At 70.5% G+C, this 14,635-nt stretch carries 13 protein-coding genes; 5 read left to right on the forward strand and 8 right to left on the reverse strand.

Annotation, left to right across the window (positions count from 1 at the left end; genetic code table 11):
- Positions 1-6: 6 nt before the first annotated feature.
- Genes AB5J56_RS18935 through AB5J56_RS18970 form a run of 8 tightly spaced genes read right to left on the reverse strand, consistent with a single transcriptional unit; the run spans position 7 to position 7,271 of the window.
- Complete coding sequence (locus AB5J56_RS18935) at positions 7-1,998, reverse strand: NADH-quinone oxidoreductase subunit L (protein WP_369233906.1); 1,992 nt, start codon at positions 1,996-1,998, stop codon at positions 7-9.
- Positions 1,995-2,360 carry an NADH-quinone oxidoreductase subunit NuoK gene (gene nuoK / locus AB5J56_RS18940; RefSeq protein ID WP_369233907.1) on the reverse strand — a complete coding sequence of 122 codons (366 nt, stop codon included), beginning with the start codon at positions 2,358-2,360 and terminating at the stop codon, positions 1,995-1,997. Before nuoK ends, AB5J56_RS18935 begins: the two co-directional genes overlap by 4 nt.
- Positions 2,360-3,058, reverse strand: a complete 699-nt coding sequence (locus AB5J56_RS18945; protein WP_369233908.1) for an NADH-quinone oxidoreductase subunit J — start codon at positions 3,056-3,058, stop codon at positions 2,360-2,362. Before AB5J56_RS18945 ends, nuoK begins: the two co-directional genes overlap by 1 nt.
- Entirely contained in the window at positions 3,055-3,864 is an 810-nt protein-coding gene (locus AB5J56_RS18950; protein WP_369233909.1) for an NADH-quinone oxidoreductase subunit I, read from the reverse strand. The genes AB5J56_RS18945 and AB5J56_RS18950 overlap by 4 nt, the downstream gene beginning before the upstream one ends.
- A 2-nt stretch (positions 3,865-3,866) precedes the next feature.
- Positions 3,867-4,835 (reverse strand): NADH-quinone oxidoreductase subunit H, encoded by a 969-nt coding sequence (locus tag AB5J56_RS18955; RefSeq protein WP_369233910.1) that lies wholly within the window; start codon positions 4,833-4,835, stop codon positions 3,867-3,869.
- Positions 4,832-6,049 carry an NADH-quinone oxidoreductase subunit C gene (locus AB5J56_RS18960; RefSeq protein WP_369233911.1) on the reverse strand — a complete coding sequence of 406 codons (1,218 nt, stop codon included), beginning with the start codon at positions 6,047-6,049 and terminating at the stop codon, positions 4,832-4,834. Before AB5J56_RS18960 ends, AB5J56_RS18955 begins: the two co-directional genes overlap by 4 nt.
- Positions 6,046-6,876, reverse strand: a complete 831-nt coding sequence (locus AB5J56_RS18965) for an NADH-quinone oxidoreductase subunit B (RefSeq protein ID WP_369233912.1) — start codon at positions 6,874-6,876, stop codon at positions 6,046-6,048. Before AB5J56_RS18965 ends, AB5J56_RS18960 begins: the two co-directional genes overlap by 4 nt.
- Entirely contained in the window at positions 6,867-7,271 is a 405-nt protein-coding gene (locus tag AB5J56_RS18970; protein WP_369242642.1) for an NADH-quinone oxidoreductase subunit A, read from the reverse strand. The genes AB5J56_RS18965 and AB5J56_RS18970 overlap by 10 nt, the downstream gene beginning before the upstream one ends.
- 238 nt (positions 7,272-7,509) lie before the next feature.
- Between AB5J56_RS18970 and AB5J56_RS18975 the strand changes: the two genes are divergently transcribed.
- From AB5J56_RS18975 to AB5J56_RS18995, 5 genes are all read left to right on the forward strand, one after another.
- Positions 7,510-8,772: a sensor histidine kinase gene (locus AB5J56_RS18975; protein ID WP_369233913.1), complete on the forward strand. Its 1,263-nt coding sequence runs from the start codon at positions 7,510-7,512 to the stop codon at positions 8,770-8,772.
- 259 nt (positions 8,773-9,031) lie between these two features.
- Positions 9,032-10,405, forward strand: a complete 1,374-nt coding sequence (locus AB5J56_RS18980; protein ID WP_369233914.1) for a sensor histidine kinase — start codon at positions 9,032-9,034, stop codon at positions 10,403-10,405.
- Between the two features lie 272 nt (positions 10,406-10,677).
- Positions 10,678-11,337 carry a response regulator gene (locus tag AB5J56_RS18985; RefSeq protein WP_369242644.1) on the forward strand — a complete coding sequence of 220 codons (660 nt, stop codon included), beginning with the start codon at positions 10,678-10,680 and terminating at the stop codon, positions 11,335-11,337.
- Positions 11,338-11,601: 264 nt separating this feature from the next.
- The gene (locus AB5J56_RS18990; protein ID WP_369233915.1) at positions 11,602-13,530 is read left to right on the forward strand and encodes a 2-oxoacid:acceptor oxidoreductase subunit alpha; all 1,929 of its coding nucleotides are present in this window, start codon (positions 11,602-11,604) and stop codon (positions 13,528-13,530) included.
- Positions 13,523-14,602 carry a 2-oxoacid:ferredoxin oxidoreductase subunit beta gene (locus AB5J56_RS18995; RefSeq protein ID WP_369233916.1) on the forward strand — a complete coding sequence of 360 codons (1,080 nt, stop codon included), beginning with the start codon at positions 13,523-13,525 and terminating at the stop codon, positions 14,600-14,602. Before AB5J56_RS18990 ends, AB5J56_RS18995 begins: the two co-directional genes overlap by 8 nt.
- The last annotated feature ends 33 nt before the right edge of the window (positions 14,603-14,635 follow it).

Genomic DNA, 14,635 nt, shown 5'->3' on the forward strand with positions numbered 1-14,635 from the left:
GCCTGCTCACGCTCCGGTGGCGACGAGGAGGGCGGCGACCACCAGGACGACGGTGCCGGCGAGCAGCGCGCTCACATAGGTCTGCACATTGCCGGTCTGGGCGCGCCGTACGGCGGCGCCGAGCCAGCGGGGTAGGGCGCCCGCGCCCCGTACGTAGGTGTCGACGACCTCGCGGTCGAGGAAGCGCACCAGTGCTGCGGCGGCCTGGACCGGGCGGACGAAGAGCGCCGTGTACACGGCGTCGACGTGGAAGCCGACGGCCGCGTGGCGGTGCAGTGGGCCGAGCAGCAGCCGGCCCGGATCCGCCGGGTCGGGTGCGGAGGCCACGTCTCCGTACGCGGGTGCGTGGCTCGCGATGGCCTCGGCCTCGACCAGTCCGCCGTCGGCCTCGGGGTGGGCCGCGACCGCGCCCAGCGGGGCGCTGGCCGCGAGCGCGGTCGTGTGCCGCCAGGCTCCGTAGGTGACGAGCCCGCCGACCAGGGCGAGCCCGGTGCCGAGGACGGATGTGGTGAGGACGGGCGTCAGATCGCGGCCGTCGAACCAGCCGGGCAGCGGGCCGTACGCCAGGCCGAAGGCCAGGGACGGCACTGCCAGCACCCACAGCGTCACGGTCATGGTGAGCGGCTGCCTCCCGTGGTCGGGGGCCTCGGCGCCCCGGCCGCGGAAGGCCAGCAGCCAGAGGCGGGTGGCGTACGCGGCGGTGAGGACGGCGGTGATCAGACCGGCGACGAGGACGATCCAGCCGGCGGCACCGGGGGCGTGCTCGGTGTGGCCGGTGGCCACGTGCTCGGCGGCACCGAGGACGGCTTCCTTGGAGAAGAAACCGCTGAACGGCGGGATCGCGGCGAGGGCGAGCAGCGCCACGGTCATCGTCCAGTAGGCGTCGGGGACGCGGGCGCGCAGGTCCTTCATACGGGACATGGCGGCCAGCGAGTTGGTGCCGGAGGCGTGGATGATCACGCCGGCCGCGAGGAACAGGAGCGCCTTGAAGGCGCCGTGCGACAGGAGGTGGAAGACGGCGGCACCGCGGTCGCCGACGGCGAGGGCGCCGGCCATGTAGCCGAGTTGGCCGATCGTCGAGTACGCGAGGACACGCTTGATGTCGTCCTGGGCGAGAGCGGCGAGCGCCGAACCCGCCATCGTGACCGCGGCCATGACGGCGAGGACGACCATCGCGGCCGAGGAGGCCTGGAAGACGGGAAGGAGCCGGGCGATGAAGTAGACACCGGCGGCGACCATCGTCGCGGCGTGGATCAGCGCGGAGACGGGTGTGGGACCCGCCATCGCGTCGGGGAGCCAGGTGTGCAGCGGGAACAGCGCCGACTTGCCCGCCACGCCCGCCAGAAGCAGCAGGGCGATCAGCGTCGGGTGGTCGATCCCGCCGCTTGCCACCGCACCGAGGACCTTCGTGATGCGGAAGGACCCGGCGTCGGTGGCCAGGGCGAACAGGCCGATGAGGAAGGGGACGTCGCCGAGCTTCGTGACCAGGAAGGCCTTGATCGAGGCGGCGCGGGCTTCGGGGGTCTCCCAGTAGTGGCCGACCAGGAAGTACGAGCAGATGCCCATGATCTCCCAGCCGACCAGGAGCACGATCAGGTCGCCGGAGTAGACGACGAGCAGCATCGCGGAGGTGAAGAGGGAGACGAGGGCGGCGTACGAGGGGTAGCGCGGGTCGTCGCGCAGGTAGCCCGTCGAGTAGATCTGCACGCAGGACGCGACCAGGCCGACCAGGACGGCGACGAGGGCGGCGAAACCGTCGATGTGCAGGGCGAGTTCGATCGGGACCGAGCCGGTGGGTGTCAGCTCGGTGGCGGCGTCGATCGCCTGGTGACCGCCCTGGCGTACGGCGACCAGCACGGCGAGGACGAGCGCGGTGAGGGTCGGCAGGACGGCGAGGGGGCGTACGAAGCCCGGGGCCGTGCGGCCGAGGAGGAGTCCCGCCGCGGAGCCCAGGAACGGAAGGAGGGGGACGAGGACGGCGAGGGTGGTCGTGGTCACGCGGTGGCCTCAGCCTTCTCGGCCGCGGGTGCGCCACTGTCGGGGCCCTCGGCGGTGTCGCGGAGCTTGTCGATGTCCGAGGTGCCGCGATTGCGGTACACGGCGAGGACGATCGCCAGGCCGATGCCGATCTCGGCGGCGGCGATGGTGATGGTGAACAGGGTCAGTGCCTGGCCGGAGTGCAGGGTGTCGCGGGCGGCCTTGGAGAGCCAGACGTCGAAGGCGACGAGGTTCAGGTTGACGGCGTTGAGCATCAGCTCGACGGACATGAGGACCAGGATCGCGTTGCGGCGGGCGAGGACTCCGTACAGGCCCGTGCAGAAGAGGAGGGCGGAGAGCACGGCGGGATAGGCGAGGTGCATCAGCGGGTCCCTTCCTTGGCCGGGGACTGCCCGTCGGAGGCGTCCGTACGGCTCGGGGTGCCGCCTCCGGCAGGGGCGTCGGTGCCGGTCCCGGCGCCCGGGCGGGCCGTGGCGTCCGCCTTCGCCTTGCGGGAGAGGACGATCGCGCCGACGAGGGCGGCGAGGAGGAGGACCGAGAGGGCTTCGAAGGGAAGCACCCAGTTCTGGAAGAGGCTCGCTCCGGTCACGGCTGTGGAGCCGGCGGCGGCGCCGTCCAGGTCGACCCAGGTCGTACGGAAGGCGTCGACGACGACCCAGATCAGGGCAGCGGCCGCGGCGACAGCCACGGTCAGGGCCGCCCAGCGGTTACCGGAGTCGGCGTCCGGAGAGCGGCCGATGGGGGCCCTGGTGAGCATCAGACCGAAGAGGAGGAGGACGACGACGGAACCGACGTAGATGAGGACCTGCACCCAGGCGATGAACTCGGCGGTGAGGAGGAGGTATTCGACGGCGAGGCCGCCGAGCGCCACCACCAGCCACAGGGCGGCGTGCACCAGCTGCTTGGTGGTGACGGTGACGATCGCGGCGCCGAAGGTGACCAGGCCGACGAGGAGGAAGGCGATCTCGACGCCGGTCGGCGAGAGGAAGCCGTGGCTCTCGGCGGCGGTGGTGGTCGCGGCCCGCGCCGCGGCGGCCGTTGCTGCTGCTGCGAGGCTCACGACTCACCCTCCTGCGGATCGGCGGGGCGGGCCGGGGGGTCGGTCGGGCCGACGGCCGGGGGTTCGGCCGGGCCTGTGCCTGTGCCTGCGGCCGGGGGCTCGGTCGGTGCCGGCGCCTCAGCGGGAGCCGGGGGCTCGGGCTGAGCGGCGGCCGGGGGCGCTGCTGGTTCCGCGGCCTGCTCAGCGGCCCGTTCCTCTGCCTGCGCTGCGGCCTGCTCAGCGACCTGTTCCTCTTGCTCCTCTGCCTGCTCCTGTGCCTGCTCCGCTGCCCGTTCGGCTGCCTGTTCCGCTGCGAGTTTGTCGGCGGTCTTGCGGGCGGTGGCGAGTTCCTTGGGTTCTTCGGCGTTGGGGTCGAGGGCGGGCGGGGCCGGGACGGTCCACATCCACTCGCGGAGCTTGTCGCGCTCGTGGGTGAGTTCGTGGATGTCGGTCTCCGCGTACTCGAACTCCGGGGACCAGAAGAGGGCGTCGAAAGGGCAGACCTCGATGCAGATACCGCAGTACATGCACAGGGAGAAGTCGATGGCGAAGCGGTCGAGGACGTTGCGGCTGCGCTCGCGGCCGCCGGGAGCCGCGGGCGGGACCGTCTCCTTGTGGGAGTCGATGTAGATGCACCAGTCCGGGCACTCGCGGGCGCACAGCATGCAGACCGTGCAGTTCTCCTCGAAGAGGCCGATGACGCCGCGGGAGCGGGGCGGGAGGTCGGGCTGGGCGTCCGGGTACTGCGCGGTGTGCGAGCGCTTCGTCATCGTGCGGAGAGTGACGGCCAGGCCCTTGGCGAGGCCACTGCCGGGGATCGGAGCCATGGTTACGAGATCACCACCTTCACGACGCCGGTGAGGGCGATCTGGGCAAGGGCGAGCGGGACGAGGAGGGTCCAGGAGAGTTTCTGGAGCTGGTCCTCGCGGAGACGGGGGTAGGTGACGCGCAGCCAGATCACGACGAAGGCGAGGATCGCGGTCTTCAGGAGGGTCCAGACCCAGCCGAGGCCGTCGGCGCCCCCGGGGCCGTGCCAGCCGCCCAGGAAGAGGACGGTGGTCAGCCCGCACAGGACAACGATTCCGGCGTACTCGGCGAGGAGGAAGAGAGCGAAACGGAGGCCGGTGTACTCGGTGTAGGCGCCGAAGATGATCTCCGAGTCGGCGACCGGCATGTCGAAGGGAGGCCGCTGGAGTTCGGCGAGGCCGGCGACGAAGAAGACGATCGCGCCGACGATCTGCCAGGGCAGCCACCACCACTCGAAGGCGTCGACGATGCCAGGGAGGGAGACGGTGCCGGCCGCCATCGCCACGGAGGCGGCGGTGAGCAGCATGGGCAGTTCGTAGGCGAGAAGCTGGGCTGCCGTGCGGAGGCCGCCGAGGAGGGAGAACTTGTTGGCGGAGGCCCAGCCGGCCATGAGCGAGCCGAGGACTCCGACGCCCATCACGGCGAGCACGAAGAAGATGCCCGCGTCGACGACCTCGCCGACGGCTCCCTCGCCGGGGCCGATGGGGATGGCGAGGAGGACCAGGAGGTACGGGAGGAGGGCTACGGCAGGGGCGAGCTGGAAGATACGGCGGTCCGCACCCGCGGGTACGACGTCTTCCTTCTGCGCGAACTTCACGCCGTCCGCGACGAGTTGGGCCCATCCGTGGAAGCCGCCCGCGTACATCGGGCCCAGGCGGCCCTGCATGTGGGCCATGACCTTGTGCTCGGTCTGGCCCACGATCAGGGGGAACGTCAGGAAGACGACGAAGACGACGAGGAGTCGCAGGGCGACGTCGAGAGCGTCGTTCACTGCGCGCCTCCTGCGGGGTCTTCGGGGCCTGTGCGGTCTGTGGAGTCTGTGGGGCCGGACGAACGTTCGGGGTCTGGCGGGTTTACCTGGTCCGTCGGGTCGTCGGGGGTGTGGTTCTGGCTCTTGTCAGGCTGGGGGTCGGGTGCCGGGGTGGCCTCGGACTCTGGCGTGGCCACCGTCGCCGACGTGGTGTCAGCCGCCGACGTGGTGTCAGCCGCCGGGGTGGTGCCCGTCGCCGGGGTGGCTGTCGGCCGACCCTCCTCGCCCTGCTTGTCGCCGGGCTCGTCGCTCGGCTCGTCGAACGCCGGCCGGGCGTGGTGCCACGGAGCGTCCGCGCTGCGGGGCGTGTCGGGACCGCTCGGGGAAGGTGCGACAGGGGGCTTCGGTTCGGCGGCGCCCGGGGCGGCGGAACCCGTCGACTCGGCGGCTGCTTCCGCTCGTTGGGTCGCCGAGCCCTGGCTCGCGCTGCGCGCGCGGCGAGCGGGTGCCGGCCCTGGTGCCGATGCCGGAGTGTCCGCAGGGGCAGCGGCAGGAGCTGCCGGAGCCGCCTGGCTGGCCGAACCCTCGCCTGCCGTGCGGGCGCGGCGTACCGGGCGGTCGCCGGCCGGGCGGGCGGCGCCACGGGCTGGGCGGGCCGGGGCGGGCGGGAGTTGGCCCTTGAGGGGGCCCCACTCGTTGGGGTCGGGGACGCCCGGCGGGAGCATCTGGCGGCGCTTGGGTCCACCGTGCTCGGACTCTCCGGGTTCCTTCGCGCCGGGCCAGGCCTTGGCGACGCGGGCGGCAAGGACGAAGTCCTTGCGGAGGGGGTGGCCTTCGAAGCCTTCGGGCAGCAGGAGGTGATCCAGCGCCGGGTGGCCTTCGAAGGAGACGCCGAACATTTCGTGGGTCTCGCGTTCGTGCCAGGCGGCGCCCGCGTAGACGGAGATCGCGGACGGCAGCACCGCCGCCTCGTGCGGGACCGTCGTACGGACGAGAAGTCGGCGGACCGGGGACAGCGCCACCACGTGGGCGGAGACGCGGAAGCCGGTGCCGGGTTCGTCGACGGCGCTCAGCCAGTCGAAGTACGTGCACGACAGTGTGGTGCGGGCCGTTTCGAGGGCGGCGATCCAGGTCGTGGGCGGTACGTCGACCGTGAGGACGTCGTACGACTCCTCGGCCGTGGCCTCCGGCCCGAACAGTTCCTCGACGGGAGCGGGCAGCCAGCCGACGGTCATCGACCCTCCCCCTCGGCCGAACCGTCAGCGGACCCATCCGCCGAACCCTCGCCCGCCCCATCCGCCGAACCCGCACCCGAACCCGACCCATTCGCCGAACCCGCACCCGAACCCTCAGCCGGCCCATCCGCCGAACCCGCAGCCGACCCATCCGCCGAACCCGCACCCGACCCACTCACCGAACCCGCACCCGCACCCGCACCCGAGCCCGAACCGGCCCCCGCCCCCACAGCCCCCGGCGGCTTCACCAGCCCACTCTGCAGCGCCGCCACCGACGGACGCGTCGTCCCGTACCGCTCGCCCAGCGACTCCCGGGCGATCTTCTCCTGGAGCTTGAGGATGCCCTGGAGGAGCGCTTCGGGGCGCGGGGGGCAGCCGGGGACGTAGACGTCGACGGGGATGATCTGGTCGACGCCCTTGGTGACGGAGTACGAGTCCCAGTACGGGCCGCCGCAGTTGGAGCAGGCGCCGAAGGAGATGACGTACTTCGGTTCGGGCATCTGCTCGTAGAGCCGCTTCACGGCCGGCGCCATCTTGTCCGTGACCGTCCCCGACACCACCATCAGGTCGGCCTGGCGCGGGCCGGGCGCGAAGGGGATCACGCCGAGGCGGATGAAGTCGTGGCGGGCCATGGACGCGGCGATGAACTCGATCGCGCAGCAGGCGAGGCCGAAGTTGAAGACCCAGAGCGAGTACCGGCGGCCCCAGTTCAGGACGACCTTCATCGGCTCGGGGGCGAGGCGCGCGAGTGCGCCGAGCCGCTTGGGCTCGGACACCGGCACCGGCACCGGCGCCGGAAGGTCCACGGGAGCGGGGGTCACGTCCATGTCAGGACGCCCTTCTTGTATGCGTACAGCAGGCCGACGGCGAGGAAGCCGAGGAAGACGAACATCTCCACGAGGGTCGCGGCGCCGTAACCGGGCGCGGCGAAGACTGTCGCCCAGGGGAAGAGGAAGATCGAGTCGACGGCGAAGATGACGTAGAGGAAGGCGTACACGTAGTAGCGGACTTGGGTGTGGGCCCAGCCCTCGCCGACGGGGTCGACGCCGCACTCGTACGTCAGAAGTTTCTCGGGGGTGGGTACCACCGGCCGCAGCAGCCGTCCCGCGCCGAAGGCGACGGCGACGAAGAGCACGCCCACGAGGGCGAGCAGTCCGACGACCGAGTAGGACTCGAAATAGTCCGCCGCGACGACTGTCAGGTTCCCGGTTTGCGCGACCATGGTCGGTTCCGGCACGTCCGCCCCTCGCTCCTTGAACCCAGTGTTCGACGATCTGTACGCCCCGGAGTCTAGGGCCTGCTAAAGGGACGGTAAGCAGCCCGTCACGCGTTGCCCTGCGCGAGGGTGCTCGCAGGCACCCTCGCCAGGACTTTTCGAGCGGCGGGGTGGGGTTTTCCCCAGGACATCCGGGCGGTCCGCCTCATGGCGCTGCGGCCCGCGGCCCGGCAGGCTTGCGGACATGACCGAACGCATCACCACGCACGGGCCGGGGACGCCCGTCGTCGGCTCACACGACGACAACTACAACGGCAGCTACGACGTCCCGTCCGACGGCGCATCCGACAGCGACCGTCTGCCGCCCGTCCGCTTCGCCCTCGACGGGCAGACGTGGAAGGAGATCGCGCATCTCCTCGCCAATCTGCCGCTCGCGATCGTCGGCTTCACCTACGTCGCGACGCTGATCGCCACCGGCGCGGGGCTCGCGGTGACGGTGATCGGACTGCCGCTGCTCGCCGGCGGACTGCGCGGGGTGCGGCAGTTGGGCAAGGCGGAGCGGGCGCGGGCGCGCAAGCTGCTCGGCGTACGGGTCGAGGAGCCGAGCCCGCTGCCGGTGCGCGACACCGGCTTCTTCGGGTGGCTGTGGTCGAGCCTGAAGGACCCGGTCGCGTGGCGGACGACGCTGTACGAGTTCATACGGCTGCCGTGGGGCATCGCGACGTTCACGATCACGCTGGTGTCGCTGTTCGTGCTGTGGCCGGTGCTGCCGTTCCTGGCGCGGGGGCTGACGAACGTGGACCGCGCCCTGGTGCGGGGGCTGCTGTCACCCTCCGACGAACTGGAGCGACGTATCGCCGAGCTGGAGTCGGACCGCGGGGTCGTCGTGGACACGGCGGCGGCCGACCTGCGCCGTATCGAGCGCGATCTGCACGACGGGGCGCAGGCCCGGCTGGTCAATCTCGCGATGGGGCTCGGCCTCGCGAAGGAGAAGCTCCTGGAGGGCCAGGCCGACGAGCAGGTCGCGGCCATGGTCGACGAGGCGCACGGCGAGGTGAAGCTCGCTCTTCAGGAACTGCGCGACCTGGCGCGCGGCATCCACCCGGCGGTCCTCACCGACCGCGGGCTGGACGCGGCCCTGTCGGCAGTCGCCTCGCGGTGCACCGTGCCGGTGAAGGTGACGGCCGACCTCCCGGCGAGGCCCGCGGCGGCCATCGAGGGCATCGCCTATTTCACCGTCTCCGAGCTGCTCCAGAACGTCAGCAAGCACAGCGGGGCGCGGACCGCGTCCGTCGATGTGTGGCGGTCCGACACGCGACTGCTGATCCAGGTCCAGGACGACGGACGGGGCGGTGCCGCCCTCGACGGCGGTACGGGGATGGCGGGGCTCGCGGACCGGCTGGGCGCGGTCGACGGTCTGTTCGTCATCGACTCGCCGGTCGGCGGCCCGACCACCATCACCGCGGAACTGCCGTGGCGGGACCGCGAGGGCAGGCCTGCGCACTAGGCCCGCCCCCGGCAGGCGTACGAACGCCCGGCGAGCCCACGGCTCGCCGGGCGTGGCGTTCGCGTCCCCGGAAGCCGCAGGCCCGTCCTGGCGGTCCCGCCCCTCCGTATGCCCGAGGTCAGCCCGAGGTAGGGAAAACCCCCGCCCCAAGACGCCGACGCACTCCATGGCCGTAAGGGCCCCACGGCCAGCAAGGTGGAGGTACAAGCGGACGAGCCGCCGGGCAGCCGAGCAGAGCCGAGTAGAACGGACGACACCGATGGCCACGGAGTACGGACAGGGGTACGGGTCTCACAGTGGTCCCGGATTCCACGGGGCGGACGGGGCAGGCAGGGCGGACAACGGTGAGCGGAAGCACCTCCTGCCCGCCCCCCTGCGGGCGCCGGTCGAGGCCCGCACCTGGCGCGAGTTCGGCTATGTGATGCTCAGCCTCCCGATCAGCATCCTTTTCTTCACGTTCGCCGTCACGATGGTCTCGCTCGGCGCCGGCCTGCTGATCACCTTCCTCGGCGTCCCGGTGCTCGCCGCCGCCCTGGCGGGCTGCCGCGGTCTCGGCTCGCTGGAGCGGGCACGGGCGCGCGGGCTGCTCGGCCTGGAGGTGTCCGAGCCGGAGCCGCTGCGGATGAAGAAGAGCGGGGCGATGGCGTGGATGGGGGCGGTCCTCAAGAGCGGCACGTCCTGGCGGCATCTGCTGTACGCGGTGCTGCACTTCCCGTGGGCCGTGTTCTCGTTCGTCGTCGCGCTGAACTTCTGGGTGTACGGCTGGGCCCTGCTGACGTATCCGCTGTGGTTCTGGATCTTCCCGATGTACGGCGGACAGGGCGGGCTCCAGCTCTACGGCGACGCCACGCACGCCATCTACCTCGACAACCCCTTCGAGATCGGGGTGACCGCGCTGGTGGGCCTGCTGTTCACGATGGCCACACCGTGGATCGTGCGGGCGCTGACGACGGTGGACGGGCTGATGGTGCACGGGCTGCTCGGGCCGTCGAAGCTGGCCACACGCGTGGTGGAGCTGGAGTCGGACCGCGGTGTGGTCGTCGACACGGCCGCGGCCGATCTGCGCCGTATCGAGCGCGATCTGCACGACGGGGCGCAGGCCCGGCTGGTCGCCCTGGCCATGGATCTGGGCCTGGCCAAGGAGAAGCTGACCGAGGACCCGCAGGCCGCGGCGCGCATGGTGGGCGAGGCGCACGGTGAGGTGAAGACGGCGTTGCAGGAGCTGCGGGATCTGGCGCGCGGGATCCATCCCGCGGTGCTGACCGACCGCGGGCTGGATGCCGCGCTGTCCGCGGTGGCCTCCCGCTGCACGGTGCCGGTGCAGGTCGAGGTGGATCTGCCGTCCCGGCCCGCGCCCGCCATCGAGGGGATCGCCTACTTCACGGTGTCCGAGCTGCTGCAGAACATCAGCAAGCACTCCCGGGCGACCATGGCCATGGTCGACGTGTGGCGGGTCGAGAACCGGTTGATGATCCAGGTCACGGACAACGGTGTGGGTGGAGCGGATGTGTCGGGCGGGTCGGGGCTGGGGGGCCTCGCGGAGCGGCTCGACGCGGTCGACGGGATTCTGGTGGTGGACTCGCCGGTGGCCGGGCCCACCCGGATCACGGCGGAGCTGCCCTGGCGGGGGTGACGGGCGCCGGAGCGGCTCCGCCGGGCCCGCGGCGGAGCCGCTGACGTATGCAGTCGCCCCCCCTTTGCCCCTGCCCTGCCCGTTGTCCTGGGGGCTTCGCCCCCCTCCCGGCTCTCCCCCTGCCGTGCTTCGCGCCCGTCCTCAAACGCCGGACCGGCTAAAACCTCTCCACTCAGCCCCGATGCTGGGATGCTGGGATCTGTCGTGAACGGGGACCCGACCGGTGCGGGCCGGGGACGGGCTGTGGGGGGAAGAAAATCGTGGAGGACAGGGTGCGGGTCGTCATCGCCGAGGATTCAGTGCTGCTCAGGGAGGGCCTGACCCGGTTGCTGACCGACCGCGGGCACGACGTGGTGGCGGGCGTCGGGGACGGTGACGCGCTGATCAAGACGATCACCGAGCTGGCGACCCAGAACGAGCTGCCGGACGTCGTCGTCGCCGATGTGCGGATGCCGCCGACCCACACCGACGAGGGCGTCCGGGCCGCCGTACAGCTGCGCAAGGCGCACCCGGGGCTCGGCGTCCTGGTGCTGTCGCAGTACGTGGAGGAGCAGTACGCCACCGAACTGCTCGCGGGTTCGAGTCACGGGGTCGGCTATCTGCTCAAGGACCGGGTAGCCGAGGTGCGTGAGTTCGTCGACGCGGTGGTGCGGGTGGCCCGGGGAGGCACGGCGCTGGACCCCGAGGTGGTGGCACAGCTGCTCGGGCGGAGCCGCAAGCAGGACGTGCTCAAGGGCCTCACCCCGCGCGAGCGCGAGGTCCTGGGGCTGATGGCCGAGGGACGGACGAACTCGGCCATCGCCCGCCAGCTGGTGGTGAGCGACGGCGCGGTCGAGAAGCACGTCAGCAACATCTTCCTGAAGCTGGGCCTGTCGCCGAGCGACGGGGATCACCGGCGTGTTCTGGCCGTACTGACCTACCTCAACTCCTGAAGAACTGACACTGTGTCAGTTGTCCTGCGAGGTCCGCATCGCGAAGGCCCATGAAGCCAGAACCACGGACGAATGGGGAGCGTCTTTCAAGGAAGCGCTGGGGGGCGAACAAATCATGGCAAATCAGGGCGCCAGGTCGTCTCAAATCGGTGTCCATCATGCGAATGTCCGAGGGAAGGCGACCCTTACCGACGTAGGGTTGATCCTGGGAAGGTCGGTGGGACGGCCACTCCCGAAAAGCCGCCTCGAGGGAGGTCCAGTTCAGTGACGAGCCAGGTCAGTAGCCCAGCGGAACAGGCCGACGAAGCCGTCGTAGGAGAACAGCGCAAACCGGCGGGGACGAAGGACGTGCGCCGTCTGGACCGGGTGATTATCCGGTTTGCGGGGGATTCCGGTGATGGTATGCAGCTCACCGGGGACCGGTTCACTTCCGAGACGGCTTCGTTCGGCAATGATCTGTCGACGCTGCCGAACTTCCCTGCCGAGATCCGGGCGCCCGCAGGTACTCTGCCGGGCGTTTCGTCGTTCCAGTTGCATTTCGCGGATCATGACATTCTGACGCCGGGGGATGCGCCGAATGTGCTGGTGGCGATGAACCCGGCGGCGTTGAAGGCGAATGTGGGGGATCTGCCGCGGGGTGCGGAGATCATCGTGAACACGGACGAGTTCACGAAGCGGGCGATGCAGAAGGTCGGCTACGACGTCTCGCCGTTGGAGGACGGGTCGTTGGACGGCTATCAGCTGCATCCGGTGCCGTTGACGACGTTGACGGTGGAGGCGCTGAAGGACTTCGGGCTGGCCCGCAAGGACGCGGACCGGTCGAAGAACATGTTCGCGCTGGGCCTGCTGTCGTGGATGTATCACCGGCCGACCGAGGGTACCGAACGGTTTTTGCAGGCGAAGTTCGCGAAGAAGCCCCAGATCGCGGCGGCGAACATCGCGGCGTTTCGGGCGGGGTGGAACTTCGGTGAGACGACGGAGGACTTCGCGGTCTCCTATGAGGTCGCGCCGGCCAGCGCAGCGTTCCCGACCGGTACCTATCGCAACATCTCCGGCAACTTGGCGTTGGCGTACGGGCTGATCGCGGCGGGCCGGCAGGCCGATCTGCCGCTGTATCTGGGCTCGTATCCGATCACACCGGCCTCGGACATCCTGCACGAGTTGTCCAGGCACAAGAACTTCGGGGTGCGGACCTTCCAGGCGGAGGACGAGATCGCCGGGATCGGTGCGGCGCTGGGGGCCGCGTTCGGCGGCTCGCTGGCGGTGACGACCACCTCCGGCCCCGGCGTGGCCCTGAAGTCGGAGACGATCGGGCTGGCGGTGAGTCTGGAACTGCCGTTGCTGGTCATCGACATCCAGCGCGGCGGCCCCTCGACGGGGTTGCCGACGAAGACCGAGCAGGCCGATCTGTTGCAGGCGATGTACGGGCGCAACGGGGAGGCGCCGGTCCCGGTGATCGCGCCGCGCACCCCGGCGGACTGTTTCACCGCGGCGCTGGAGGCGGCCCGGATCGCGCTGACCTACCGCACGCCGGTGTTCCTGCTCTCGGACGGTTATCTCGCCAACGGCTCGGAGCCGTGGCGGATCCCGGAGATCGATGAACTGCCGGATCTGCGGGTGCAGTTCGCGCAGGGCCCCAACCACACCCTGGACGACGGCACCGAGGTGTTCTGGCCCTACAAGCGTGACCCGCAGACCCTGGCCCGCCCGTGGGCCATCCCGGGCACCCCGGGGCTGGAACACCGGATCGGCGGGATCGAGAAGCAGGACGGCACCGGCAACATCTCCTACGACCCCGCCAACCACGAGTTCATGGTCCGCACCCGCCAGGCCAAGATCGACGGCATCGACGTCCCCGACCTCGACGTCGACGACCCCCACGAAGCGGGCACCCTCGTCCTGGGCTGGGGATCCACCTACGGACCCATCACCGCCGCCGTACGGCGACTGCGCGCGGCCGGGGAACCCATCGCCCAGGCCCATCTACGCCACCTCAACCCCTTCCCGAGGAATCTCGGTACGGTACTGAAGCGTTACGACAAGGTGGTGATCCCCGAGATGAACCTCGGTCAGCTCGCCACGCTCGTCAGGGCCAAGTACCTGGTGGACGCGCAGTCGTACAACCAGGTCAACGGAATGCCGTTCAAGGCTGAGCAGCTCGCCACGGCTCTCAAGGAGGCCATCGATGGCTGAGACGACCACGGAAGGCACGGGCACGATCGAGGCGCTTTCTCTCGTTCCCAAGGCCGAGGCCAGGCAGTCCATGAAGGACTTCAAGTCCGATCAGGAAGTGCGCTGGTGCCCCGGCTGCGGTGACTACGCGGTCCTCGCCGCGGTGCAGGGCTTCATGCCCGAACTGGGCCTGGCGAAGGAGAACGTCGTCTTCGTCTCCGGCATCGGCTGCTCGTCCCGCTTCCCGTACTACATGAACACGTACGGGATGCACTCCATCCATGGCCGCGCTCCCGCCATCGCGACCGGACTGGCCTCCTCCCGGCGGGACTTGAGCGTCTGGGTGGTCACCGGTGACGGCGACGCGCTGTCCATCGGCGGCAACCACCTCATCCACGCACTGCGCCGCAACGTCAACCTGAAGATCCTGCTCTTCAACAACCGCATCTACGGCCTCACCAAGGGCCAGTACAGCCCGACCTCCGAGGTCGGAAAGATCACCAAGTCGACGCCGATGGGCTCGCTCGACGCGCCCTTCAACCCGGTGTCCCTGGCGATCGGCGCGGAGGCGTCGTTCGTGGCGCGGACGGTGGACTCCGACCGCAAGCACCTCACCGAGGTCCTGCGGCAGGCCGCCGCTCACCCGGGCACGGCCCTCGTCGAGATCTACCAGAACTGCAACATCTTCAACGACGGCGCCTTCGAGGTGCTGAAGGACAAGCAGCAGGCCGAGGAAGCGGTGATCCGGCTTGAGCACGGGCAGCCGATCCGCTTCGGCGCGGACGGTGCGCGCGGTGTTGTACGCGACGCGCAGAGCGGCGACCTGAAGGTGGTCACGGTGACGGCGGAGAACGAGGCACAGGTCCTGGTCCACGACGCCCACGCGGCTTCGTCGACAACGGCGTTCGCCCTGTCCCGGCTCGCCGACCCGGACACCCTGCACCACACCCCCATCGGCGTCCTGCGCTCGGTGGACCGACCGGTGTACGACACCCAGATGGCCGACCAGCTCGACACGGCGATCGAACAGAACGGCAAGGGGGATCTGGCCGCGCTGCTCGCGGGCGGCGACACGTGGACGGTCGTGGGCTGACGGCTCCGAGCACAGAGCACAGAAGAGGGCCTG

The organism is Streptomyces sp. R21, from assembly GCF_041051975.1.
Taxonomy (GTDB): domain Bacteria; phylum Actinomycetota; class Actinomycetes; order Streptomycetales; family Streptomycetaceae; genus Streptomyces.

Bases quoted from the DNA above. Each gene is read 5' to 3' on its own strand.
- AB5J56_RS18965 (WP_369233912.1), bottom strand. From the start codon at position 6,876: ATGGACGTGACCCCCGCTCCCGTGGACCTTCCGGCGCCGGTGCCGGTG.
- nuoK (WP_369233907.1), bottom strand. From the start codon at position 2,360: ATGCACCTCGCCTATCCCGCCGTGCTCTCCGCCCTCCTCTTCTGCACG.
- AB5J56_RS18960 (WP_369233911.1), bottom strand. From the start codon at position 6,049: ATGACCGTCGGCTGGCTGCCCGCTCCCGTCGAGGAACTGTTCGGGCCG.
- AB5J56_RS18995 (WP_369233916.1), top strand. From the start codon at position 13,523: ATGGCTGAGACGACCACGGAAGGCACGGGCACGATCGAGGCGCTTTCT.
- AB5J56_RS18970 (WP_369242642.1), bottom strand. From the start codon at position 7,271: ATGGTCGCGCAAACCGGGAACCTGACAGTCGTCGCGGCGGACTATTTC.
- AB5J56_RS18975 (WP_369233913.1), top strand. From the start codon at position 7,510: ATGACCGAACGCATCACCACGCACGGGCCGGGGACGCCCGTCGTCGGC.
- AB5J56_RS18980 (WP_369233914.1), top strand. From the start codon at position 9,032: ATGGCCACGGAGTACGGACAGGGGTACGGGTCTCACAGTGGTCCCGGA.
- AB5J56_RS18950 (WP_369233909.1), bottom strand. From the start codon at position 3,864: ATGGCTCCGATCCCCGGCAGTGGCCTCGCCAAGGGCCTGGCCGTCACT.